We start from the raw sequence: 23,950 nt of genomic DNA, 5'->3' as shown, positions 1-23,950 counted from the left end.
GCCATGCTGCGGAACTTCCGGCAATTCATCACCGACACGATCCAGATCGTCACCCACGGCAGCAGGTACTATTACGCGTGGGTCGGCTTCCTGCTGTTCCTCATTGCCGTCGGGACCTGGGCCTACATCGGCCAGCTGAACGACGGCCTCATCGTCACCAAGATGCGCGACCAGGTCTCGTGGGGCTTCTACATCGGCAACTTCACCTTCCTGGTGGGCGTGGCCGCCGCCGCGATCATGCTGGTCATCCCCGCCTACATCTACGACTGGGAGCCCATCAAGGAGATCACCATCCTGGGCGAGATGCTGGCCATCAGCGCCCTGGTCATGTGCCTGGGCTTCGTCATGGTGGACATCGGGCGGCCCGACCGCTTCTGGCACATCATGCCTTTCGTGGGACGGCTCAACTGGCCGCAATCCATGCTGGCCTGGGACGTGATCGTCCTGAACGCCTACCTGGTGCTGAACTACTTCGTGGTGACCTACCTGCTCTACTGCGCCTACACCGAGCGCCACTACGTGAAGAAGATCGTCACCCCGCTCGTGCTCCTTTCCATTCCCATGGCCGTCAGCATCCACACCGTCACCGCCTACCTCTACAACGGCCTGGGCGCCCGCCCCTTCTGGAACTCCGCCATCCTGGCGCCCCGCTTCCTGGCCTCGGCCTTCTGCTCGGGCCCCGCCATCCTGCTCATCCTGCTTCAGGTCCTGCGCAAGACGACGAAGCTCAGCATCAAGGACGAGGCCATCTTCAAGATCGCCGAGCTCATGGCCTACACCATGGGCTTCAACCTCTTCCTCACGGCCGCGGAATCCTTCAAGGAGCTCTACTCGGGCACTGAGCATGTGGTCTATTTCCAGTACCTGCTGTTTGGCCTCAAGGGGCACAACACCCTGGTGCCCTATGCCTGGGCCTCCATCATCTTCGGGTTCATCGCCTTCATCCTGTTCCTGGTGCCGAAGTTCCGGACCAACTGGAAGCTGCTCAACCTCGGCTGCGTGCTGATCTACGCCAGCGTCTACATCGAGAAGGGCATGGGCCTCATCATCCCCGGCCTGACCCCCGATGCCCTCGGCGAGATCTACGTCTACACGCCCTCCTTCACGGAGATTGCCGTGGCCGCGGGCATCTTCGCCATCGGCTTCCTGGTCTTCACCATCATGCTGAAGGCCGCCGTGCCCATGATGCTGGGCGAGTTCACCATCTCCAAAGGCCGGAAATCCGCGGAAGCCCCAACGTCCGATCCCGTCGAGGCGTAGCTTTTCTTCAAGGGCCTGCCAACAACAAGACAGGAAGACCACGAAAGAACACAAGGCAAGTGCCCTTGCAGTTCTTCGTGGTCTTTCCGTCTTCGTGGTGAATTTTAATATTTAGAAATTCCGCATCACCAGCGTTCCTGATCGGTCGCAGGCGCCAAGGCCCAGGGATCGGCCGCCACGCCGTTGATGGTGGCGCCGCTCTGCATCACGTGTCTCGTGTTGGCCAGGAACCCGTGGGGGAAGATGGGCGCGGGAGCGCTGGCGGCGTCCAGCCGGGCCGTGAGCTCTGCGGGGAGGTCCACCTCCAGGGAGGCGAGGTTCCCCTCCAGCTGGGCCAGGGTGCGCGCGCCCAGGATCGGGCTGGCCACGCCGGGGCGTGCCAGCAGCCAAGCCAGGGCTACCTGGGCCACGCCGGTGCCCAGCTCGGTCGCCACGGCCTCGGCAGCCTCGATGATGGTGTAGTTCCGGTCCGTGAGGCTCTTCGACACGCCCGGGACGTGGCGTCCTTCACCCTGCGGCTGCTTGTTCCGCCCGTACTTCCCCGTCAGGAGCCCACCCTTCAGGGGCGACCAGGGCGTGACACCCAGCCCGCAGGCCTGGGCCATGGGCAGCAGGTCATGCTCCACCGTGCGCTCGATGAGGGAGTATTCGATCTGCAGGGCGATGAAGGGCGACCAGCCCCGGAAGATGGCTTCGGACTGGCCCTGCACCACCTTCCAGGCTGGCGTGTCCGATACGCCGAGGTAGCGGACCTTGCCCGCCCGCACCAGATCGTCCAGCGCCCGCATGGTTTCTTCGATGGGCGTGTGCGGATCATCAAAGTGCAGCCAGTAGAGGTCCACGCAGTCGGTGCGCAGACGCCGCAGGCTCTGCTCCAGCTGCTGCTGGATGGCCTTCCGGCCGGCCCCGCCCCCGTTGGGATCGCCCCGGTGGAGGCTGCCGCAGAACTTGGTGGCCAGCACGGCCCGGTCGCGGCCCCCGCGCTCGGCGAAGTAGTCGCCCAGGATCGCCTCGCTATGGCCCTTGGTGTAGATGTTGGCCGTGTCGATGAAGTTGCCCCCGGCGCCCAGGTAAGCGTCCAGCATGGCCCGGCTCTCGGCCACCTCGGCGCCCCAGCCCCAGTCGCTGCCGAAGGTCATGGTCCCCAGGCACAGGGGGCTGACACGCAGGCCGGAGCGGCCCAGGGTGCGGTAGTCGGTGAGCTTCATGGCGGCCTCCAGGGCCCCCAGCGTACACCCGCGATCAGATGCCGGGGTCCTCGTCGTGGGACTCGTCCGGATTCGCGTTCAGGATGGCCCGGAAGCGCTCCAGGTGCGCCAGGAACAGCTCCACCAGACGGGGGTCGAAGTGGACACCGCTGCCCTTTTGGATCAGCTCCACCACCCGCTCCTCGGGCCAGGGCTCCTTGTAGTGGCGGCGGTTGCTCACGGCGTCGTAGACATCCACCAGGGCGGTGATCCGCGCCTCCAGGGTGATGGCCTCGCCCTGCAACCCCTTCGGATAGCCGCTGCCATCCCACTTCTCGTGGTGGCCGATGGCGATGCGGGCGCCCATCTGGATGAAGGGCACCGTGGAACCCTTCAGGATGGTGGCGCCCATGGAGGTGTGCCGCTTCATGGTCACCCACTCCTCCTCCGTGAGGGCGCCGGGCTTCTGCAGGATCGCGTCGGGCACACCGATCTTGCCGATGTCGTGCATGGGCGCCGCGGCCCGGATCGTGTCCACGCCCTGCAGATCCCAGCCCAGGAGGCGGGCCATCTCCGCGGCGTAGAGCCCGATCCGCCGCACGTGCATGCCGGTCTCATTGTCCCGGTGCTCGCTGGCCGCGATGAGCCGAAGGGCGATCTCCTCCCGGGAGTCCCGGATCTCCAGCGTCTGCTCGCGCACCTTCTGGGCCAGCTGCGCCTCGCGGTCCCGGAAGGCGATCTCCAGCATGCGCCGGCGCAGGGCGGAGTTGACCTGCACCAGGATCTCCCGGGGCTGGTAGGGCTTCAGGACGTAGCCGAAGGCGCCCCGCTGGAGGCACTCGATGGCCGTCTCGGCGTCCTCCAGCGAGCTGACCATGACCACGGAGGTGTCGGGGATGCGGTGCTTGATGGCCTTGACCAGGTCCAGTCCCGAGGCCCCGGGCATCTGGATGTCACAGAGGATCAGGTCGATGGTGTCCACGTCCAGCACGGCCAGCGCGGCGGCCACGTCCTCCGCCTCCCGGCAGCGGTAGCCCGACTTCGTCAGGATGTGCCGAAGGGAGAGCCGCACGATGGCAAGGTCATCCACGATCAGGACGCTCACCTGCTGTGGAACCACCTGGATGTCGTCGGTCATGGCTTCCCCGTGTTCCTTCTCAACGGTGGCGGAACGGGATGGCTGTACTACCAGATCATCGCACAGGCAGAAAAGTCCCGGTTCGTCGGGCTCCGTTGCGTCCTTGCAGTTCTTGCCGGCGGCAGGCTCAGCGAGCCCACTCCAGTGAATCCCGCTTGGCCGAATAGTGCGCGCCCAGCCCCAGCTTGATCGCCTGCTCGCAGAGTTCCAGGGCCGCATGGAAATCCCCCAGCTCGCTGTGAGCCTGAATGCCGCGCTCGAAACAGGTCAGACCTTCCAGCAGGCGCCGGTATTCGTGGGGAAAGGCAGCCTCCAGCTCAGGCAGGTAGCCCAGAACCTGATTCACGGATTCAATGCAGGCGCCCCACTGGCCGGACTGACCCTGCGCGTCGGCGCTCAGATCATAGGCCACCGCCTTCACGGCGTTCGGCAGGCTGGCCTGGCTTTCGAAGGTGCGCCGCAGGTACTTCAGGCCGGACTCCGGGCCGCTGAAGGCCGCCTCGCGGTGCCCCGCCAGCAGGTCCTCCAGGACGTCCTTCACCGACTTGCGGACGGGTTCGTTGCGCTTGGCCACTACTCGTACTCAATCGTCGCAGGCGGCTTCGAGGTGATGTCGAAGACCACCCGGTTGATGCCGCGCACTTCGCGCACGATGCGCTGGGCGATGCGGTCCAGCAGTTCGTGCGGCAGCCGAGCCCAGTCGGCAGTCATGAAATCCTCACTGGTCACGGCCCGCAGGGCGCACATCCACTCGAAGGTGCGCTCGTCGCCCATGATGCCCACGGTCTGCACGGGCAGCAGCACGGCGAAGGCCTGGCTGGTCTTCGCATACCAGCCGCTCTCCCGCAGTTCCTGGAGGAAGATGGCGTCGGCGTTCTGCAGGATCGTCGCCCGCTCGCGGGTGATGGCCCCCGGCAGGCGCACGGCGAGGCCGGGCCCCGGGAAGGGATGCCGCTGGTTCATCTCCTCGGGCAGGCCCAGGGCCAGACCGGTGGCGCGGACCTCGTCCTTGAACAGCTCGCGCAGCGGCTCCACCAGCTGCATCCGCATGCGGTCCGGCAGGCCGCCCACGTTGTGGTGGGACTTCACCAGGATGGCGCCGCCGATGCCGCTGCTCTCGATCACGTCGGGGTACGTGGTGCCCTGGCCCAGGAAGTCAGCCTTCACCTTGCCGGCCTCGCGCTCGAAGACCTCGATGAACCTGCCGCCGATGATCTTCCGCTTCTGCTCGGGATCCGTGACGCCCGCCAAGGCTCCCAGAAACTCGTCGGAGGCATCCACCCAGATGACGTTCAGCTCGAAGGGCGCGAAGTAGGCCTGCACCTGCTTCATCTCATCCTTGCGCATGAGGCCGTGGTCCACGAACACGCAGGTCAGCTGCTTGCCGATGGCCTTGTGCAGCAGCAGGGCCGCCACGCTGGAATCCACACCACCGCTGAGGCCCAGCACCACGGTGCCGGTGCCCACCTGAGCGCGGATGGCCTTGACCTTCTCGTCGATGAAGTTCCCGGCGTTCCAGTCCAGGGTCATACCGCAGTGCCGCAGGAAGTTCAGCAGCAGGGGCGTGCCCTGGGCACTGTGGGTGACTTCGGGGTGGAATTGCAGGCAGTAGATCCCGCGCTTGGGATCCTCCATGGCCGCCACGGGCACGCTGGGCGTCTTCGCCGTGACCGTGAAGCCGGCCGGGGCCACCTCCACATGGTCGCCGTGGCTCATCCACACCTGCTGGGCGTGGGGCAGCCCCCCGAACAGCATCGACTGCTCGGGCATGGCCTGGATCTCCGCCTTGCCGTATTCCCGGCTCGCGGACCGGTGCAGCTGGCCACCCAGGTTGCGGGCCAGGAGCTGCTGGCCGTAGCAGATGCCCAGGATGGGCACGCCCAGGTCCAGGATGGCCGGGTCCAGGTCCGGCGCGCCCGCCTCCAGCACCGAGTTCGGTCCGCCCGAGAGGATCACGCCCCGCAGGTCCGGACCGGCCACCTCGGCGGCAGTGGCGCCACTGCTGTAGACCAAGCCGAAGGCACCCAGCTCCCGCAGCCGCCGCGTGATGAGCCGCGTGTACTGGCTGCCGTAGTCGATGATCGCGATGCGTTCGTGGTGCACGGGTGCTCCTACTGCCAGAGGCTGAAGTCCGCCACGCGCAGAAACGCCTGGCGGAGTCGGTGGAGGAGGCTGAGGCGGGCGGCGCGGAGGGCCGGGTCCTCGCACTTCACCATGACCGCGCTGAAGAAGGCTTCCAGGGGCTGGGCGAGGTCGGCCAGGGCGGCGAGGAGGGTGGCCTGATCTGACGAGTCCTCGATGCCGTTCAGCCGTTCCGCGAGCGCCTGCTCGGTGGCGTCCTGAAGCGTGGCCGCGTCAAAAACATCGGCGGGAGCTTCGTCCTTGAGGATGTTGCCGATGCGCTTGGCGCTCTGGGCCAGGGAGGCGAAGCGGGCATCCTCGGCGAAGGCCGAGAGCGCTTCGCAGCGGGCCTTGAGGTCCGCTAGGTCCTCCCAGCCGGTGGCCAGGGCCGAGCGGCGCACGGAGCCGGCATAGCCGGCCTGTTCCAGCTGGTAGGCCACGCGGTCCCTGAAGAAGGCCAGCAGGGCCTCGGTGGTCTCGGCGGGGGGACGGGTGGCCTTCTGCCCCACGGCCATGAGCGCGGTGTGGATGAGGTCCGTGGGCGTCAGCGCCCAGCCCTGTTCCCAGAGGATGCGCACGATGCCCTGCCCCGCGCGGCGCAGGGCCAGGGGATCCTTGGAGCCGCTGGGAATGAGTCCCACGGCGAAGCAGCCCACCACCGTGTCCAGCTTGTCGCAGAGGGACAGCAGGCAGCCCAGGGGCGTGCCGGGGATGGCATCCTCGGCGCCGATGGGCCGGTAGTGCTCCTTCACGGCCATCCAGACTTCCTCGTCGGCCCCCTCGTGCTTCAGGTATTCGCCGCCCATGATGCCCTGCAACTCGGGGAACTCCCCGACCATGAGCGTCCGCAGATCGCATTTGGCCATGCGGGCCGCTTCGAGGGCGCGGTTGACGTGGGCCTCGTCCTGGGAAAGCCGGGTCGCCAGCATCTTCACCAGGGCCACCACCCGGCCGGTCTTGGCGTGGTAGCTCCCCAGGTCCCGCTGGAAGGTGAGGGCCTGCAGCTTCTCCAGGCGGTCGGACAGGGGGTGCTTGCGGTCCTCGGCGAAGAAGAAGCGCGCGTCGTAGAGCCGCGCCTTCAGCACCCACTCGTTGCCCGCCTTCACATAGCCCGCGGGATCGTCCGTGCGGTTGGCCGCGGTGAGGAAGCAGGGCAGCAGGGCACCATCGGGCCCCTCGATGCAGAAACTCTTCTGGTGCTCGCGGAGGCTGGTGACCAGCACCTCCTTGGGCAGCTCCAGGAAGCTGGCCGGGAAGTCGCCCCGCACGATCTTCGGGAACTCCACGATCTCCGCCAGGGTGTCCAGGAGCTCGGCATCGGGCACCACGCGGCCCCCGGCCTCGGCGGCCAGGGCGTCCAGCTGCTGGGCGATGCGGGCACGGCGGATGTCCACGCTGACGACGACGCCCGCGGCCTCCAGGGCAGCCTCATAGCCTTCGGGCGTGGAAATCGTGATCGGCGCCGCGTCCTGGCGATGGTGGAGGCGATGGCCCCAGGTGCTGTTCGTGGCCTTGACGCCATCCACGGTGATGGGAACGACCTCCTCACCAAACAGGCACAGGATGTTGCGGATGGGCCGCACGAACTCGAAGTCCGACTTGCCCCAGCGCATGGCCTTGGGCACGTGCAGGCTGGCGATGAGCCCCGGGAGGGCCTCGGCGAGCAGTGCCACCGTGGGCCGCCCCTGCTTCGTGAGGGTCACCACGGCGCAGGGCTCCTTCTTGCCTGCAGGCTGTTCGAAGCGCACGGCCGAGAAGGGCACGCCCCACTTCTCGGCGAACTTTTCGCCCTGGATGGTGGGCTTGCCCGCTTCGTCCACGCACATGCGCTGGGGCGGACCCACCTGGGTCTCGGTCTGATCGGGCTGGGAAATGGGCAAGCCCACGCCACGCCAGGCCAGCTTGCGGGGCGAGTAGAAGGCCTCCAGATTCGAAGCCGTGAGCCCCTGGGCGCTCGCCCAGGTGGTGAAGGCGGCCGAGAAGTCGCGGGTCAGCGGCTCCAGGAACCGCGCCGGGATCTCCTCGCAGTGCAGCTCCAGCAGGAAGGTCTGGGTGGCGCTCACTTCGCACCCCCCTTCGCGGCATCCACAGGCGCGGGGGCACCTTCCTCGTGCTCCAGGTAGGCCTTGGCGCACCCACTGGCCAGGTCGCGCACGCGCTTGATGATGCCGGGGCGCTCGGTGGTGCTCACGGCGCCGCGGGCATCCAGCACGTTGAAGGTGTGGCTCATCTTGAGGGCCTGCTCGTAGGCGCTGAGGAAGTGGCCGTGGTCCTTCAGCAGGCGCCAGCCCTCCTTCTCGAAGGACTCGAAGAGGGTGCGGTGCAGGTCCAGGTCCGCGTGCTCGAAGCTGTAGGCGCTCAGCTCGAACTCCTCGCGCTGGCGCATCTGGCCGTAGGTGACGGGGAACACGCCGTCGTCGGTCTTCACCTCGCCGTGCACCAGGTCGAAGATGTTGTCGTAGCCCCCCAGGAACATGCAGATGCGCTCGATGCCGTAGGTCAGCTCGGCGCTCACGGGCCGGCAGTCGAGGCCTCCCACCTGCTGGAAGTAGGTGAACTGGCTGATCTCCATGCCGTCCAGCACCACCTGCCAGCCCACGCCCCAGGCGCCTAAGGAAGGTGATTCCCAGTTGTCCTCCTCGAAGCGCAGGTCGTGCTTGGAGAAGTCGATGCCCAGGGCCTCGAGGCTCTCGATGTAGAGGTCCTGCACCTTGGCGGGGCTGGGCTTGAGGATCACCTGGAACTGGAGGTGCTTGTAGACGCGGAAGGGGTTCTCGCCGTAGCGGCCGTCCGCCGGGCGTCGGCTGGGCTCCACGTAGGCCACGTTCCAGGGCTTGCTCCCCAGGGCGCCGAAGAAGGTGAGCGGGTTCATGGTGCCCGCGCCCTTCTCCAGATCGTAGGGCTGGCCGATGAGGCAGCCCCGGTCGGCCCAGAACCGCTGCAGGCGGAGGATGAGTTCCTGGATGTGCATGGGGGCTCGCCAAAACGAGTATTCTAGCGGGTTTTCAGGGGTTTGATAAGCTCGGGGGATGCAGATCCGACCTGCCACTTCCGCCGATGCCAGCACCCTGGCGCTCCTCGGAGAGCGCCTGTGGCGCGAGACCTACACGGGGCTCATTCCACAGTCGAACCTGGAACTGCACCTGGCGGCGACCTTCGGGCTGGTGCAGCAGACCGCAGAGTTGGTGGATCCCGCCAACTGGACCCTGGTGGTGGAAGTCGATGGGGTGCTCCTGGGGTATGCGCTGCTGCAGGCCCATGGCCCCAAGGCGGCCACCCCGCAGGTGCCCTTCGAGCGCCCGCTGGAGGTGGCCCGCTTCTACGTGGATCGCACCCTGCACGGCCGCGGCGCGGCCCAGGTGCTGATGGCGGAGGTGCTCGCCCGGGCCGAGGCCGCCGGCCACGATGGTGTCTGGCTGCAGGTCTGGGAGCAGAACCCCCGCGCCATCCGCTTCTACGCCAAGGCCGGCTTCAGCGATGCCGGCGACGCCACCTACCGCATCGGCGAGCAGGTGGACCGGGACCGGCTTCTGGTGCACACGCTGATGACGAGGGGCACGGGCCTCGTCTCCTGAACCGTCACCCTCACTCCGGTTCTTCGATTGGACGGCCCAGGGGAAGGTCGTCCAGATCTTCGTCGACAGGTGGCGGCATCGTCAGCCGCAGATAGGCGGCCTTGGCCTGCTCGTCACCCTTTTCCATGGCCTGCTTGTACCGGGTCAGAGCCAGGTCAATGTCTCGGGGGCCTCCCAGGCCGTTTTCGAGGTAACGGCCCAGTTCCACCATGGCCCCCACATGTCCAAGCGCAGCCGCCTCTGCAAAGGCATGACGAGCCTTGCCCAGATCCCGGGAAACCAGTCCCTCTCCCGAGGCATAGAGAAGCCCGGCATTCCACCAGCCCGTCTTGCTACCTCTGGCCCCTGCCTTGAGGTACAGCCCGAGTGCCACTTCGGTGTTCTTGACGACAACCAGGCCGTGCGCGTGAAACCACCCCAACTGGTTCATCGAGGACTCATCCCCGCTCTCCGAAGCCATCTGGTAGTACCGGATCGCCTCCGTCAGGTTCTGGGTGACTCCGAGTCCGTTTTGATAGGCCCATCCAAGTTGGTGCTGGGCGGCCACCCAGCCCAGGTCCGCCGCCTTGCGGAAGCAGTCCACTGACCTTGAGAGATCCTTTGGAACGGGGTCGCCATTGAGGTAGCAGTGACCGAGCTGGTACCAGGCCTGAACCCAGCCGCGCTCCCCGGCCTGCTGGTAGAAGTCTATGGCCTTGGCCCCATCCTTCTCCAGCCCCCACCCGTTCTGGGTGAACCATCCAAGCAAGTAGATCGAGTAGGCGGAGCCAAACCTGGCCCCCTGCCTCAGCCAGCGGACGGCCCGGTTGTCATCCTGAGTGACCCCCTGTCCTCGGTGGTAGAGCATGGCCAGGCGGGGATAGGCCCAGTGGAACTCCTGCTCTGCCGCCTTCGTGTACCACAGGACCGCCTGCGGGAAGTCCACGGGCCCGCCGATGCCGTTCTCGTGGCAGTTGGCGACCCAGTACATGCCGACCGGAGCGCCCGCCTTCGCGGCCTGCCGGTAGAGAGCTGCCGCACGGTCCGTGTCCTTCTTCACGCTGTTTCCGGACTTCAGCATCTCCGCCAGGGCCACCAGGGCCAGGGGGTCCTCCAGGGCATCCGGTTGGGTGAACCACTCCAGGGCGGCCTGGGGGTTCTTCGGTACTCCGGTGCCGTTGAGGAAGTTCAGGCCCATCCGCCGGGGGCCGTCCATGTACCCCTGCGCGGCGGCCAGCTTCGCGTATCCGAAGGCCGCCTCCGCATCCTTCGGAAAGCCGGATCCCATCTGGTACATCCAGGCGAGGGTCATGGGATAGAAGCGCGATTTCGGCTGCTCCGCCGCCCGCTCGTACCAGCTCCTGGCCTGGGCAGGATCCCAGCCCATGCCTACGCCGTACTCATGGCACTGACCCAGCTCCGCCATGGCATCCGCGGAACCCAGGTCGGCGGCCTGGCGCAGCAGCCTGGCATATTCGGCGTGGTTCACCGGAACTCCGAACCCGTTCTGGTACAGCTCCGCCAGATGGTAGAGCCCGCGGGCATTGCCCTTCGCCGCGCTGGCCTTCAGCCACGTCATGGCCTGGGCGGCATCCTTGGGGATGCCCTCGCCACGGAAGTGCATCCGCCCCAGGTGGGCCATGGCCTCGGCGTCGCCCCCCTCCGCTGCCTTCAGGTACAGCTCCGCGGCGCGGCTCCGGTCCCGCTTGACCTCCCCCTGCCCCAGCCAATGCCGATGGGCCTGGACCAGGGCATCAGTCAGGACTGGCGATGGCGGCACTGTCCGTTCCTGCGCCACTCCAGGCAGGGCGAGCAGGAGCGCGGGCAGCGTCAGGCGAAGGTCCACGGCGGCGCCCTCAGGCCTTGATCACATGCGTGTCGGCGAAGAGGTCGTGCAGGCAGCGGCGGGTGGGCTGGAAGATGAGGAGGGCATCCACCAAGTGGATGACGTTGCCTAGCCCGCGCACCTTGAAGATGAGCTCGATGGTGGCGGCGGTGACCACGAAGGGCAGCCAGCGGAGCAGGAAGACGCGCCAGAGGCTGGGGATCTCGCCTTCGCTGGTGATCATGCGGATGCCCAGGACCTTCTTCCCGATGGTCTGGCCGTTCTTCACCAGCAGCACGATCTGGGTGACCAACAGGGCCACCCACACCACCGCCGCCGCCAGGAGGCCGACCACCAGCATCCCGACCTGGCCGGACAGCATGGCTCCTGGCAGCAGCAGGAAGATGGGCGCCAGCGGGGCGAACTGCAGCACCACGTCGATCAGCGCCGCGCCCAGCCGGCTGAGCCGGGTGGCGGCCTCGACTTCGTAGGTGTCCTGGGTCTGGTTGGGGTCCATGGCCGTCCGCTCCCTTCTTGACAGGGTGCAAAAGGCCGATGGCCGAAGCAAGGGTTCTGTGGGCTGTCCCGGGGTTCCTGTGATGTCTGTCCTTTGCTACCCAAGGCCACGACTGTATGCTCCTCGTTTCCCCGGGGTATGGCATGACCCGAAAGATCGCACTCCTCGCCATCGGCGGCAACGCGTTGCTGAAGGAAAAAGAACGCGGGCTCCAGGAAGAGCAGCTGGAAAACGCCCGGGAGACGGCCGAGATGCTGGCGAAGGTGGTGGCCGAGGGCTACTCGCTCTGCGTGGTGCACGGCAACGGGCCCCAGGTGGGCAACCTGCTCATCCAGCAGGAGGCCGCCTCCGGCCAGGTGCCGCCCTACAGCCTCGATGTGTGTGGGGCCATGACCCAGGGCTCCATGGGCTACATGCTGGAGCGCATGCTCATCAACCGGCTGCGCTTCCTGGGTGTCGATGCGCCGGTGACCTCGGTCCTCACCGAGGTGGTGGTGGACAAGGAGGACAAGGGCTTCCAGGACCCGACGAAGCCCGTGGGCCCCTTCTACCCCGAGTTCCGGGCCATGGAGCTGATGCGTTCCAAGGGCTGGAAGATGAAGGAGGACTCGGGCCGCGGCTGGCGCAAGGTGGTGCCTTCGCCCAATCCCCTGGAGATCGTCCAGCTCGACGCCATCAAGACCCTCCTGCAGGCCGGGAACTCCGTCATCGCGGGCGGCGGCGGCGGCATCCCCGTGATCCGCGATGCCAGCGGCTTCCTGGTGGGCGTGGAGGCCGTCATCGACAAGGATCGCCTCAGCGCCCTGCTGGCGACCCAGCTGGGCGCCAACCTCTTCATCATCCTCACGGGCGTGGCCAAGGTGGCCCTGGACTTCGGCAAGCCCAGCCAGCGCTGGGTGGACCGCCTCACGGCCAGCGAGGCGCGGCGGCACCTGGCCGAGGGCCAGTTCCCCCCGGGCAGCATGGGCCCCAAGATCGAGAGCGCCCTGGGCTTCCTGGAGGGCGGCGGCGACGAGGTGCTCATCACCACCGCCGAGGCCCTGGCCACCGAGGATCCCGCCACCGTGGGCACCCGCATCGTGCGGGACTGAGTCGGGCGAAGCCAACGGTCGCAAGAATGAAAAGAAGAACACCGATAACTGCTGATTCACACCGATCAAGCAGGTGGAGCGGACGACCGGCCAGCCGCAGCCCAGTCAGTTGCCCTTATCGGCGTTCATCATGTTTTTTCAGTGTTCATCGGTGTTAGGTTTTTCTTGCTGCCCAATTCGGTGGCAGCTTGTGTTCGTCTTCGCCATGGCTGATTCGGAGGCCCCATGTACGCCATGATCATCGTCCGCTACCGCCGTCCGCTGCCGGAGATCGAGGCCGTCACGGAGGCCCACCGGGCCTACCTCCGTGACCTGCAGGCCAAGGGCACACTCGTGGCCTCGGGGCCGCTCGATCCGCGCTTCGGCGGCATGTGGCTGGTGCGGGTCCAGGATGAGAACCCCCTGGCCGACCTGGACGCCTTGATGGCGGGCGACCCCTTCCACCAGCAGGGGCTGGCCAACTACGAGCTGCTGCCCTGGAAGGTCATGCAGGGCAAGGAAGGGCTCGACCGGATCTGATCAGACCGCCTGCGCCAGCACGTCGGCCACGGTGGCGAGCAGGGTCTCCTCCTTGAGGGGCTTGTGCAGGATCTGGTTGACGGCCTGGCTCTTCAGGGCCTCCATGACGGCCGCGTCGTGCAGGGCGGTCACCACGATCACCGGCAGGCCTGGCTTGGCCTTCCTGGCCATCCGGGCCACCGTCAGGCCGTTGCAGCCCGGCATCTGGTAGTCGGTGACCACCAGGTCGGGGTCGCTGGCCAGGATGCGGTCGGCCACCTCCATGGCCGTCACCTCCGCCCAGGCGTCCACCTGGTGACCGGCCTGCTCCAGGATGTGCTGGATCAGGTTCCGCATGAGCTTGCTGTCGTCCACGACGACGATCTTCGACATGGCCGCTTCCTTTCAGGCAGGAGTGGCGTGCGCCCTACTTCCGGTCGTTGGCCCGCTTGAACTCCACGTAGCCCATGTCCACCTCGTTGATGTGGTGCTTCAGCCACTCGGCGAGGAACCTGGAGACTTCCATGGTCACGGGCTTGCCCTCGGCGAGCTTGCCCTGCAGCTCCTTGGCCTTAGCCACCAGCTGGGAGTGCTCGGCCATGTGCGAGGTGAGCTTGGGATAGCCCATGTCCTTCATGACCTTCTCTTCCGTCTGGAAGTGCTCGACGGTGTACTTCACCAGGAAGTCCATGCTCTCCTTCACCGCCGTCTTGGAGGTGCCGTCCTTGAAGGAATCGGCCAGCTTGTTCACGGCGTCGAAGAGCGCCTTGTGCTGGGAATCGATGATGGCGATGCCCGTCTCGAACCGGCTGTTCCAAACTGCGATGGCCATGGTACCTCCAAGGTGGGTGACACCCTCTCCATCGGCCCTGCCGGAAAGCCCCTTGAATTGCAGCGCTCAAGAACCGGGCGACCAGACCGCCTGCCAGCCTTCGCTCAGAGCCGTTGGACCGTCACGGTGGGCGGCTGCTCCGTGAAGAAGCGGGCCATGGCCAGGTCGTACTCGTTGATGTGGTGCTTCAGGAGGTTGGCGAGGAAGATCGCGACGTCCAGGGTGACGGGCCGGCCGTCCGCGTACCGGTCCAGCAGCTCCCGGGCCTTCCCCACCAGCCGGGCATGCTCGGCCAGGTGCTCGGCCAGCCCGGGGTAGTTCCGCTCCCGCATGTAGCGTTCCTCGGTCTCGAAGTGCTCGACGGTGTAGGCCATGAGGGACTGCAGGCTGCGGTCCACGTGCGCGCTGGAGGTCCCCGTCCGGAAGGCCTCGCCCAGCTCATTGAGGGCCGAGAAGAGGGCACGGTGTTGGTCGTCGATGACCTCGATGCCGGTCTCGTAGCGCTGGTTCCAGCTGGCGATGTTCATGGATGGACCTCGGGGATGGCAGGGCGGTGGGCGGTGGGGGTCCCGGTCACTCCCGGTTTTTCTCCCGCACGAACTCCGCGTAACGCAGGTCCGAGCCGCTGATGTGGGAGGTGAGCCACTCAACCAGGAAGATCGTCACGTCCATGGTCACGGGCTGGCCGGCCACGAGCCTGCCCTGCAGCTCCTGGACCTGCTGCAGGAGCCGGGCGTGCTCGTCTTCGTGCGCCGCCAGGCCGGGGAAGCCGTCCTCCCGCATGAACCGCTCCTCGGTCTGGAAGTGCTCCACGGTGTAGGCCACCAGGAAGTCCAGGCTCTCGACCACCTGGTTCCCGGCGTTGCCCGCCTTGAACGAGTCGGCCAGCCTGTTCACGGCCTCGAACAGGCCCTGGTGCTGGGCATCGATCAGCTCGACGCCGGTCTCGAATCGGCTGTTCCAAACGGCGATGGGCATGGCGGTCCTCGGGGATGGGTCGGGTTGGCGAAGGCGGCGGACGCCGCCTCAGACGCCGGGGGTCTCGGGGGTGGGCTGCAGGTGGAGGTTGGCGATCTTCAGCTGGATTTCCTTGAGGCTGTAAGGCTTCCGGATGCTGGAAACCGAGGGCCGCCCCTCCAGCAGGGGCGAGATCTCGTCATCGCTGTAGCCCGAGGCCATGATCACGGACAGGCCGGGCCGCAGGCTCAGGAGGCGCGGCAGGGTCTCGGCGCCGCTCAGACCGGGCATGTTCATGTCGAGGAGCACCAGGTCCACCGCCAGGCCATCCTCCAGCAGCTGGATGGCCCGGGCCCCGGTGGCGGCCTCGGTGACCTTGTGCCCGATCACTTCCAGCAGGGGCACGGCGGACTCCCGGATCAGGTCGTCATCGTCCACCAGCAGGATGTTCAGGGAGCTGCCGGACTGGAGCGCCGACCCCGGTTCCGGGGACGCCGCCAGCTCGGGGACCGCCACGCGGCTAGCCGGGAACCGGAGGATGGCCTCCGTCCCCTTCCCCAGCTCGCTGTGCAGCTCGAAGGCGCCCTCGTGGGCCTGCATGGTGCCGTAGACCATGCCCAGGCCCAGCCCCGTGCCCTTGCCCTGGGGCTTGGTGGTGAAGAACGGATCCATGGCCTTGGCCAGGACCTCGGGCGGCATGCCCTCCCCCGTGTCTTCCACTCGCAGCACGAGCCCCCCGGCCTCGTCGGCCTGGGTGCGGATCCGGAGGGTGCCGTTGCCCGGCATGGCGTCCAGCGCGTTCACGCAGAGGTTCATGAGCGCATGGCTCAGGGCGCCCGGATCGCCCCGCAGCCAGCCGAGACCCTCCGCCAGCTCCAGCCTGAGCTGTATGCGCTTCGGGGTGGTGTGGCCCAGGAGCTGGCTCATCTCCCGCACCAGCTCGTTGAGGTCGATGCTGCGCTCCTCCTGGAGGTCCTTCCGCGCGAAGTAGAGCAGGCTCTTGACCACGCCCCGGCCGCGCATGCAGGCGGTCATGATGGTGTCGAGGTTCTTGGCGGCCGGGCTGAAGGGATTCGCAGTCTCCCGCAGGGTCGAGGCCAGCCCCAGGATGGCGCCCAGCACGTTGTTCATGTCGTGGGCAACTCCCCCGGCCAGACTGCCCAGGCTCTCCAGCTTCTGGGACTGGTGCAGCTGGGACTGGAGGTCGGCCTTCTCCTCCTCGGCCCGGTGGCGGTCCGTCACGTCCCGGTTGACGCCGACCATCCGCACGGGATTGCCGTTGGAGTCCCTCAGGATGGTGGCATTGGCCTTGATCCACAGGACGGTGCCGTCCCGGTGCCGGACGCGGAACTCGGTGTCGAAGGGGGCCTCTCCCCGGAGGGCGGCTTCGCACTCCCTTACCGCGCCCTCAAGGTCTTCGGGGTGCAGACCGTCCTTCCAGTCCTGCAAGGATCCCTGGATCTCCTGGCGTGTCGTTCCGTAGAGTTCGAACATCCGGTCGTCCCAGATCATGGTTCCCGCCTGGAGGTCCCAGTCCCAGACGGCCATGCGGGCTGAGTCCGAGGCGAGCCGCAGGCGTTGATTGCTCTCCACCAGGGCTTCTTCGGCCAGCTTGCGCTCGGTGATGTCCTGGATGATGCCCACCATGGCCACGGGCTGATCGTCAGCATCCCGGTGGATCTCCCCCTTCCCGTGGACCCACCGGCGCTGGCCGTCGGCGGCGCGGAGGATGGGGTAGTCCAGGTCGAAGGGCTCATGGCGCTCGATGATCCCGGTGAAGTAGGCCGCCAACCGGTCCCGGAAGTCCGGGGCCACGACCTGCAGCCATCCCTCCAGGGTCCGGGGATGGTCCGGGCCGATGCCGAAGAGCTGGTCCAGATACGGGCTGCCTGTCCAGCAGTCCTCCCGGATGTAGAACGTGTAGGTGCCGATGCCACCCGCCTCCTGGGCCTCCTTCAGGCGCCGCTCGCTTTCGAGTAGGGCGATCTCGGCGCCGCGGCGCTGGTCGTCCAGGGCCAGGTGGTCCAGGGCGAAGGAGATGTCCATGGCCGCTTCCACCAGGAGGGCCTCCTCGGGTGCGCCGAAGAACCCCACTTCCCTGGAATAGACGCAGAGGGCTCCGATCACCTGGCCTTCAAGGCGGATGGGGAAGGCGGCCACAGCCCGGAACCCGGAATCCATGGCATCCGCCCGCCAGGGCTCGGTGCCCGGGGTGTTCAGGAAATCGTTCATCACACAGGGGCCCGCCTCCCGGATGGCCCGGCCCACGGGCCCGGCGCCGAACACCGTCGGGCCGCTGGCAACCTGGATGCGGTCGAGGTAGCCGCGGCGGTCGCCATGGCTGGCGGCCATGCGCACCTGCCCGGCCCGGGGGTCGTCCAGCCCGATCCAGGCCATGTCGAACTTGCCGAACTCGACCATGACCTCGCAGATCTTGGCGAACAGTGCCTCCCGATCCGGGGACCAGACGATGGCCTGGTTCACCTGGCTCAGCGCCGAGTAGAGCTCGGTCATGCGCTGCACCTCGTGCTCCTGTGCCCGCCGCTCCGAGATGTCCCGCACGAACCCGATCACCGCCGGCGCGCCGTCGAGCTCCAGGGCCCGCACGCTCACCTCCACAGGGAAGGCGATGCCGTCCCTGCGCTGATGAACCGCCTCGAAGCGGGCGGAGCCCGCCTGCACCATGGCCCGGTAGCGATCCCGGCTCTCGGCCCGGCTCCCGGGTTCCCGCAGCTCGAAGACTTCCAGGCCCACCAGCTCGCTTTGGGTGTAGCCGTAATACGCGGCGGCCTGGGCATTGGCCTCGAGGATGCGGCCTTCGCCGTCCATGACCAGGATGGCGTCCCCGGCCTCCTGCATGAGCACCTGCACGCGCTGGACGAGGTGCAGCTGCCCGCGCAGCCGCTCCGCGTCCCGGTGCCGCTGGAGCACCCCCAGGCCAGCCCCCAGCAGCAGCAGCAGGAGCAGCAGGCCCAGCCCACCCAGCCAGACGCCCTGGCGCAGGGGACCGTAGACCTCCGCCGCGTCCACCTTGGCGACCATGTGCCAGGGGGTGCCCGGCACCTTGCGGAGCACCGAGACCACGGGCACGCCCCGGTAGTCCCTGCCCTCCATCAGTCCTTCCAGGCCCAGCACGGCGCGGGTGGCCGGCATGTCGGGGTGGGTGGCCAGGTCGAAGCGCAGCCGCAGGGCCGTGTGCTCCTGGTGGCGCAGGTTGTTGAGGTAGAGCACCTGGTCCCCCTCCCGGCGCACCAGCAGGGACTCGGCGCTGGGGCTGGGAGTGGGCCAGGACTGGATCAGGGGGAAGAGGTGGGTGCCGGCGTCCGCCATGAGAAGGAGGGCGCCCTGGGCGGGCCCCCCGGCGGTGCCGCGGACCGGGATCCAGAAGCCCAGGTGGACCTCCTCCGAGCCCGGCAGCTGGTGCAGGTCCGCCACCGTCACCCCGGGGGCCACCAGGGCCGCCCTGACCTCGGCCGACGGCTCCGGCGGCTGGACTGGCAGGTGGTCGGGACGCACCAGGAGGCGCACCTGGCCCTGGGCGTCGAAGAGGGTCACCTGCCGGTAGCTGAAGGTCCGCTGCAGCTCGGCCATCCAGCTGCGCACCTCGCGCTCGGGCGGGGCCTGGGCCGCGCCCGCCAGGTAACGCTGCAACTGGGTCTGGATCAGGGCGCCCTGGGCGATCACGTGGGCATCGCCCCGCCGCTCGGCCACCCACTCTGCGATCTGCTTGGCCTTCAGGTCCGCGATGGTCGAGAGCTGAGTCTCGACCTGGGTCCGGGTGGCCCGGAGCTGCTGGCGTAGGAGGAAGCTGCCCCCGACCAGGATCCCGGCCACCAGGCATAGGGTGATCGTGAGCATTCTTGGCGAGAACCCGAAGGTCGCGCCGGGGCGGTCACTGCGGAAGGCGGCCAGGGGCCAGGTGTCCCGCCCCGCCGCCAGCAGCTGGGCGCTGCCCAGAAGCAGCACGCAGAGCGCGGCCGGCAGCGACATGGGGATCCGGGCCGTCCCATACAGCAGGGGCGCGCCGGAGGCGTAGCTGAACAGCACCGCCAGGCCGAGCAGGAGCGGGGCCAGGGCCAGCAGGGCGGCGGCCTGCCGGGTGCGCCACCCATCGCCGGGCAGGCGCCGGACCAGGCAGGAGAGGGCGATGCCAAGCAGCGACAGGTCCGTCAGCACGGACGTGAACTGCAGCTTGGGCCAGAACCGCAGCAGCCAGGTCTCGAAGGCCAGGGTGCCACCGGGAAGATGGCCCAGGACAAAGGCCAGGCTCACGGCCCCCACACCGCCCAGCATGGCCAGCGCTGAAGCCCTGGCCGGGCCGGTCCAGCGCTCCACGCCCAGGAAGACTCCGACCAGCAGGAGCACCAGGGCGGCGGCCAGGGGTGACATGGGCACCAGGCTGTGGCCGAGGGCCGCGAGCAGGGGCTGGCCGAAGAAGGTGCCCACCAGGGAGCCCACGGCCACCAGGGCGGCCCCCAGCGACAGGCCCCGGACCAGGCGCAGGGCGCTGGCGGACGGGGTCGTGGCGGGTGACATAGGTGACGCGTTCATCTAGAGGCCTTGATCCAGGTTTCGGCTCAATTTTCTGGACAGTGAGTCCTGGCAGGGCGGGGAAAGCCACGCGGGGATCGCGTATGAAAGCACGGCGGCTACGGCCTACGCCTGCAGTGTGACGCAAATCACATGAGGGTCGTCAATAACTCACAGACCCCTCATGTCCACCGATGAAGCCCTATTCACATCCGACCCGCTGTCCGTTCAAACCTTCATGTGAACTACAACCTAATTGGAAATTTACGCTCTTGTCGCGACATCTTTCGGATCTTCAACTAACAGCCTCATCCGTCTAGATTTTCCATCCCCCACTCAACTTCCGGAGGTTCCCGTGAGTTTCCTCGACAACATCAAGATGGGCCCCAAGCTCATCGGTTCGTACCTGATCCTGGCCGCCATCACCGCCGCCGTGGGGGTGCTGGGCATCCAGAAGCTGCACGCCATCGATGCCGCGGATACCAGGCTGTACGAATTGATCACGGTGCCTCTGGGCGAGCTGGGCGATATTCGGCAGAACTTCCAGCGCCAGCGGGTGAACTTGCGCGATGCCCTGTCGACAGGCGATGTGCAGAAGTTCGGCAACCGGATCAAGGAGCTGGATGCCGAACTCGCCAAGGTCGATGAATCCTTCCAGAAGACCATCCTCACCGAGGCGGGCAAGGCGGATTTCAAGGCCTATAAGGATGCCACGAACAAGTACGATGCCACCGGAGCCCAGATTCTGGCCCTGGCCACGGCCGGCAAGGCAAAGGAAGCCGAGGGCCTGCTGCGGGGCGAGGGGGCCAAATTTACCACTGAGGTCAACGCGGCACTCGACAACCTCCAGAAATCGAAGCTGAAGCTCGCCAAGGACACCTCCGACGCCAATACCGTCCTGGCCAACTCCGCCACCAACCTGATGATCGGGATCATCGTCGTCGGCGTGATCTTCGGCATCTTTACGGGCATCGTCATGACCCGGGCCATCACCCGGCCCCTGGCCCGCTTCCAGGATGTATTGGAGGCCGTCGCCGGCGGCGACCTCAGCATCCACTCCGACATCAAGAACAAGGATGAGCTGGGCCAGATGAGCGAGGTCCTGAACGGCACCATCAGCAACCTGCGCGAGTCCATGCTGCAGGTGCAGGAGAGCGCCATGGCCATCTCCACGGCCTCGGGCGAGATCAGCATGGGCAACACCGACCTGAGCCGCCGCACGGAGGAACAGGCCGCCAGCCTGGAAGAGACCGCCAGCAGCATGGAGCAGATCACCAGCAACGTGAACCAGACCGCCGACAACGCCCGGTCCGCCAACAATGAATCGAGCAAGGCCCGCCAGGTGGCCACAGAGGGCGGCACCGCCGTCACCCAGGTCATCGCCGCCATGGAGGCCATCAACCAGAGCTCCGCCAAGATCAACGAGATCATCGGCGTGGTGGACGAGATCGCCTTCCAGACCAACCTGCTGGCCCTGAACGCCGCGGTGGAAGCCGCCCGGGCGGGTGAACAGGGCCGCGGCTTCGCCGTGGTGGCCGCCGAAGTGCGCAACCTGGCCAAGCGCAGCGCCGATGCGGCCAAGGAGATCAAGGGCCTGATCCGCGAGAGCGTGGCCAAGTCCATGGACGGCAACAAGGTCGCCGCCCACGCCGGCGAGACCATCGCCGAAGTGGTGAACAACGTCCAACGGGTCACCTCGCTGGTCAGCGAGATCGCCAACGCCACGCAGGAGCAGAGCACGGGCCTGAACGAGATCAACAAGGCCGTGGTGCAGATGGATGAGGTCACCCAGCAGAACGCCGCCCTGGTGGAGGAAGCCGCCGCCGCCGCAGAGTCCCTGGATGCCCAGGCCCACGCCCTCACCGAGATCGTCGGCCGCTTCAAGACGGGCGTCGAGGTCCGTCGCACGGCCGCAGCCCCCAAGGCCCGCACCACGGTCACGTCCTCCCCGGCCGCCCGGCCCGCCAAGAACGGGCACCCCGCCCTCAAGCGCGCCGCGGCGCGTCCTGAGCTGGCCGCCGCCAAGCAGCCAGTGCCGACGCCCAAGAGCGACGATGACGGCAACTGGGAGGCCTTCTGATCGCTGCAGGGTTCCCGGCGGGTATTCAGGCACTGCTCTCCCTCTTCCGAAACCATCTGTAGCCCGGTCGCAGCCACTGGACCGTTGCGGAGAACAACATGGCAAGCACTGAAGCCAGTTCCCAAGGTCTCCAGCAGGTGCTCTGCTTCGCCCTCGCGGGCGAGGCGTACGCCCTGCCCATCCTGAAGGTCCGGGAGATCCAGGCCCAGGCCACCATCACCCGGATCCCCAAGGCGCCGCCCTACATGCCCGGGGTCATCAACCTCCGCGGAGCCATCGTCCCCATCCTGGAGCTGCGGCACCGCTTCTCGCTGGGGGAGGCCCCCGAGGACACCCGCCCGGTCATCGTCATCGTGGAGGTCCAGGGGCGCACCCTGGGCATCCGCGTGGACTCCGTGTCCGACGTGCTGGACCTGGATCCCAACGCCATCCGGCCCGCGCCGGAGCTGGGCACCCAGAGCGCCCTGGGCCGCGAGTTCATCGCGGGCCTGGCCAGCCTGCCGGGAGCCACGGGGACCGACTCCATGCTGATCCTGCTGGACCTGGACCGTCTGCTCTCCGACGGCGAGCTGATGGCCCTCGAAAGCGCCACGGCCTGAAGCCATGGTCAAGAAAGCGGCTCCCTCCAGCCCCAAGCTCTCCTTCGAGGGCGATCTGGACATCTTCGCCATCCATCAGCAATGGGAGCTGGCCCTGCCCCTGCTCACCACCGGAAACGGCAGTGCGGAGGTGGACCTGTCCTCCGTGGGAGACCTGGACCTGTCCGGGCTCCAGCTGCTCGGCGCCCTGGACCGGGATCTCCGGGCCAAGGGCATGCCCGTCTCGGTGGTGGGCGCCAAGGCGGAGTGGGCCACCCGCTTCGCCGCGCTCGGCCTGGGTCACCTCTTCGGTGGGGCCCAGCCATGAGCCGATGGTTCTCCGGCGGCTCCGCAGCCGGACCCACGCCCGTCGAGGCGCCCGCGCCCCCGATGGCGGGCCATGGGGAGGCTCTGCTGCGCCTCGCGGCCTGCGAGGCCCGGATGCTGGAGGGCCAGGTGAACTTCCTGACCCCCGAGCTGCTCCAGGTGGACAGCCTGGTGCGGGAGGCCGCCGGCACGCTGGAGGATGCCCTGAAGACCCTGGACCGCAGCGTCCAGCACCAGCACCTGCTGGCGGGCGAGATCCAGGCGGCCATGCAGAGCACCCTCGAGGGCGATGCCAGCGAGGCCAGCGGCAGCACCTTCGATGCCATGAGCGCCACCATCATGGGCACCCTCGACGGCTTCGTGAACCACATCACCGAGATCTCGGAATCCACCGCCCAGCTGGCGGACCAGGTCAACGACATCCGCGAGCGCTCCTTCCGCATGGAGACCATGCTGGAGGAGCTCTCCGAGATCGCGGGCCGCACCCACCTGCTCTCCCTGAACGCCAGCATCGAGGCCGCCCACGCCCGGCAGTTCGGGGCGGGCTTTGCCGTGGTGGCGGGCGAGGTCTCCAAGCTGGCAGACCGCAGCACGGCCCTGAGCAACACCATCCAGGAACAGGTCCTCGGCACGCGGCTGGCCCTGGAGCGCACCGACGCCCATGTGCACGCCATCGCCAGCCAGGACATGAACGTGGCCATGGCCTCCCGGGGCGAGTCTGAAGCCCTGGTCATGTCCCTCCGCACCTCCAACTGGGTGGTGAAGGACCTGGTCGTCCAGCTTGAGGAGAACGCCCGCAAGGTCACCGAGCAGGTGGGCCACGTGGTGCGCAGCCTCCAGTTCGAGGATCTGGTCCACCAGACCCTGATGGCCTGCCTGAAGGAGCTGGGCAACCTGCTGGAGCAGTCCCAGGCCTGGAAGGCCCTTGAAGTTGCGCTGAAGGCCGGCGAACCGGAGGGCCCCGCCCTGGCGGCGCTGGAAGCCACCCTGGGCCAGATCGAGGCGGCCCGTGTGCAGTTCCGTGCGGTGAAGAGCGGTTCGCTCGCGGCCGGTGAAGTTGACCTTTTCTGATCAGGAGCCAAAACGATGGGCCGTCTCATCCTCACCGTCGATGACTCAAGCACCATGCGCCAGATGATCACCTTCACCCTGAAGGGCGCGGGCTTCGATGTCCTCGAAGCGGGCGATGGCGTGGAGGCCCTGGAAGTGGCCGCGGGCAAGAAGCTGGACCTGATCGTCACCGACGTGAACATGCCCCGCATGGACGGCATCACCCTGGTGCAGCGCCTGCGCGCCCTGCCCCAGTTCAAGTTCACGCCCATCCTGGTACTCACCACCGAATCCGACGCCTCCATGAAGATGAAGGGCAAGGAGGCGGGCGCCACGGGTTGGATCGTCAAGCCCTTCAGCCCGGAAAAGCTCCTGGACACCGTGAACAAAGTCATCTGAGGTTCC

Annotated in this window: 22 protein-coding genes; 9 read left to right on the top strand and 13 right to left on the bottom strand. The window is 67.4% G+C overall.

Annotated elements, in window-relative coordinates; all coding sequences use genetic code 11:
- Positions 1-3: 3 nt before the first annotated feature.
- Positions 4-1,260 (top strand): sulfate reduction electron transfer complex DsrMKJOP subunit DsrP, encoded by a 1,257-nt coding sequence (gene dsrP / locus WAS25_RS15675; protein WP_422313804.1) that lies wholly within the window; start codon positions 4-6, stop codon positions 1,258-1,260.
- A 125-nt stretch (positions 1,261-1,385) separates the two neighbouring features.
- On the opposite strand, the gene WAS25_RS15670 is transcribed toward dsrP, so the two are convergent.
- The 6 genes from WAS25_RS15670 to WAS25_RS15645 all read right to left on the bottom strand — a co-directional run bounded on the left by WAS25_RS15670 (position 1,386) and on the right by WAS25_RS15645 (position 8,677).
- Positions 1,386-2,468: an aldo/keto reductase gene (locus WAS25_RS15670; RefSeq protein WP_422313802.1), complete on the bottom strand. Its 1,083-nt coding sequence runs from the start codon at positions 2,466-2,468 to the stop codon at positions 1,386-1,388.
- A 34-nt stretch (positions 2,469-2,502) separates the two neighbouring features.
- The gene (locus WAS25_RS15665; RefSeq protein ID WP_422313800.1) at positions 2,503-3,585 is read right to left on the bottom strand and encodes an HD-GYP domain-containing protein; all 1,083 of its coding nucleotides are present in this window, start codon (positions 3,583-3,585) and stop codon (positions 2,503-2,505) included.
- A gap of 127 nt (positions 3,586-3,712) precedes the next feature.
- Positions 3,713-4,159 carry a hypothetical protein gene (locus WAS25_RS15660; RefSeq protein ID WP_422313798.1) on the bottom strand — a complete coding sequence of 149 codons (447 nt, stop codon included), beginning with the start codon at positions 4,157-4,159 and terminating at the stop codon, positions 3,713-3,715.
- Positions 4,159-5,688, bottom strand: coding sequence for a glutamine-hydrolyzing GMP synthase (gene guaA, locus WAS25_RS15655; protein ID WP_422313796.1), 1,530 nt, complete (start codon positions 5,686-5,688; stop codon positions 4,159-4,161). Before guaA ends, WAS25_RS15660 begins: the two co-directional genes overlap by 1 nt.
- Positions 5,689-5,696: 8 nt before the next feature.
- On the bottom strand, positions 5,697-7,769 hold the full coding sequence (gene glyS, locus WAS25_RS15650; protein WP_422313794.1) for a glycine--tRNA ligase subunit beta: 2,073 nt from the start codon (positions 7,767-7,769) through the stop codon (positions 5,697-5,699).
- Entirely contained in the window at positions 7,766-8,677 is a 912-nt protein-coding gene (locus tag WAS25_RS15645) for a glycine--tRNA ligase subunit alpha (protein WP_422313792.1), read from the bottom strand. The genes glyS and WAS25_RS15645 overlap by 4 nt, the downstream gene beginning before the upstream one ends.
- A gap of 58 nt (positions 8,678-8,735) precedes the next feature.
- On the opposite strand from WAS25_RS15645, the gene WAS25_RS15640 reads away from it, so the two are divergent.
- A complete protein-coding gene (locus tag WAS25_RS15640; protein ID WP_422313790.1) occupies positions 8,736-9,281 on the top strand; it encodes a GNAT family N-acetyltransferase in 546 nt (181 codons plus the stop codon).
- 10 nt (positions 9,282-9,291) lie between these two features.
- On the opposite strand, the gene WAS25_RS15635 is transcribed toward WAS25_RS15640, so the two are convergent.
- Together WAS25_RS15635 and WAS25_RS15630 are read right to left on the bottom strand one after the other, a co-directional pair.
- Positions 9,292-11,106 (bottom strand): hypothetical protein, encoded by a 1,815-nt coding sequence (locus WAS25_RS15635; protein WP_422313788.1) that lies wholly within the window; start codon positions 11,104-11,106, stop codon positions 9,292-9,294.
- Between the two features lie 10 nt (positions 11,107-11,116).
- Positions 11,117-11,602: an RDD family protein gene (locus WAS25_RS15630; protein ID WP_422313786.1), complete on the bottom strand. Its 486-nt coding sequence runs from the start codon at positions 11,600-11,602 to the stop codon at positions 11,117-11,119.
- Positions 11,603-11,745: 143 nt separating this feature from the next.
- On the opposite strand from WAS25_RS15630, the gene WAS25_RS15625 reads away from it, so the two are divergent.
- Complete coding sequence (locus WAS25_RS15625) at positions 11,746-12,693, top strand: carbamate kinase (RefSeq protein WP_422313784.1); 948 nt, start codon at positions 11,746-11,748, stop codon at positions 12,691-12,693.
- 225 nt (positions 12,694-12,918) lie between these two features.
- Positions 12,919-13,212, top strand: coding sequence for a YciI family protein (locus WAS25_RS15620; protein ID WP_422313782.1), 294 nt, complete (start codon positions 12,919-12,921; stop codon positions 13,210-13,212).
- Here the strand turns inward: WAS25_RS15620 and WAS25_RS15615 are convergent, their stop codons facing one another.
- The 5 genes from WAS25_RS15615 to WAS25_RS15595 form a co-directional block, all read right to left on the bottom strand.
- The gene (locus WAS25_RS15615; RefSeq protein ID WP_422313780.1) at positions 13,213-13,584 is read right to left on the bottom strand and encodes a response regulator; all 372 of its coding nucleotides are present in this window, start codon (positions 13,582-13,584) and stop codon (positions 13,213-13,215) included.
- A gap of 34 nt (positions 13,585-13,618) precedes the next feature.
- Positions 13,619-14,023 carry a bacteriohemerythrin gene (locus tag WAS25_RS15610; RefSeq protein WP_422313778.1) on the bottom strand — a complete coding sequence of 135 codons (405 nt, stop codon included), beginning with the start codon at positions 14,021-14,023 and terminating at the stop codon, positions 13,619-13,621.
- Positions 14,024-14,127: 104 nt separating this feature from the next.
- Complete coding sequence (locus WAS25_RS15605; RefSeq protein WP_422313776.1) at positions 14,128-14,550, bottom strand: bacteriohemerythrin; 423 nt, start codon at positions 14,548-14,550, stop codon at positions 14,128-14,130.
- A gap of 46 nt (positions 14,551-14,596) precedes the next feature.
- Entirely contained in the window at positions 14,597-15,001 is a 405-nt protein-coding gene (locus WAS25_RS15600; protein ID WP_422313774.1) for a bacteriohemerythrin, read from the bottom strand.
- Between the two features lie 48 nt (positions 15,002-15,049).
- Positions 15,050-19,531 carry a PAS domain S-box protein gene (locus tag WAS25_RS15595; protein WP_422313772.1) on the bottom strand — a complete coding sequence of 1,494 codons (4,482 nt, stop codon included), beginning with the start codon at positions 19,529-19,531 and terminating at the stop codon, positions 15,050-15,052.
- Positions 19,532-19,865: 334 nt separating this feature from the next.
- On the opposite strand from WAS25_RS15595, the gene WAS25_RS15590 reads away from it, so the two are divergent.
- The 5 genes from WAS25_RS15590 (at position 19,866) to WAS25_RS15570 (ending at position 23,944) form a co-directional block, all read left to right on the top strand.
- Complete coding sequence (locus tag WAS25_RS15590) at positions 19,866-21,590, top strand: methyl-accepting chemotaxis protein (RefSeq protein WP_422313770.1); 1,725 nt, start codon at positions 19,866-19,868, stop codon at positions 21,588-21,590.
- A 98-nt stretch (positions 21,591-21,688) separates the two neighbouring features.
- On the top strand, positions 21,689-22,189 hold the full coding sequence (locus tag WAS25_RS15585) for a chemotaxis protein CheW (protein WP_422313768.1): 501 nt from the start codon (positions 21,689-21,691) through the stop codon (positions 22,187-22,189).
- Positions 22,190-22,193: 4 nt separating this feature from the next.
- The gene (locus WAS25_RS15580) at positions 22,194-22,496 is read left to right on the top strand and encodes an STAS domain-containing protein (protein ID WP_422313766.1); all 303 of its coding nucleotides are present in this window, start codon (positions 22,194-22,196) and stop codon (positions 22,494-22,496) included.
- The gene (locus tag WAS25_RS15575) at positions 22,493-23,566 is read left to right on the top strand and encodes a methyl-accepting chemotaxis protein (RefSeq protein WP_422313764.1); all 1,074 of its coding nucleotides are present in this window, start codon (positions 22,493-22,495) and stop codon (positions 23,564-23,566) included. Before WAS25_RS15580 ends, WAS25_RS15575 begins: the two co-directional genes overlap by 4 nt.
- Before the next feature lie 15 nt (positions 23,567-23,581).
- On the top strand, positions 23,582-23,944 hold the full coding sequence (locus tag WAS25_RS15570) for a response regulator (RefSeq protein WP_422313763.1): 363 nt from the start codon (positions 23,582-23,584) through the stop codon (positions 23,942-23,944).
- Positions 23,945-23,950: the final 6 nt, after the last annotated feature.

Origin of the sequence: Geothrix sp. (assembly GCF_049292215.1) — a bacterium.
Classification (GTDB): Bacteria; Acidobacteriota; Holophagae; order Holophagales; family Holophagaceae; genus Geothrix.
Note: the sequence above shows the minus strand (reverse complement) of the source record. Positions and strands in the feature narration are given on the sequence as shown.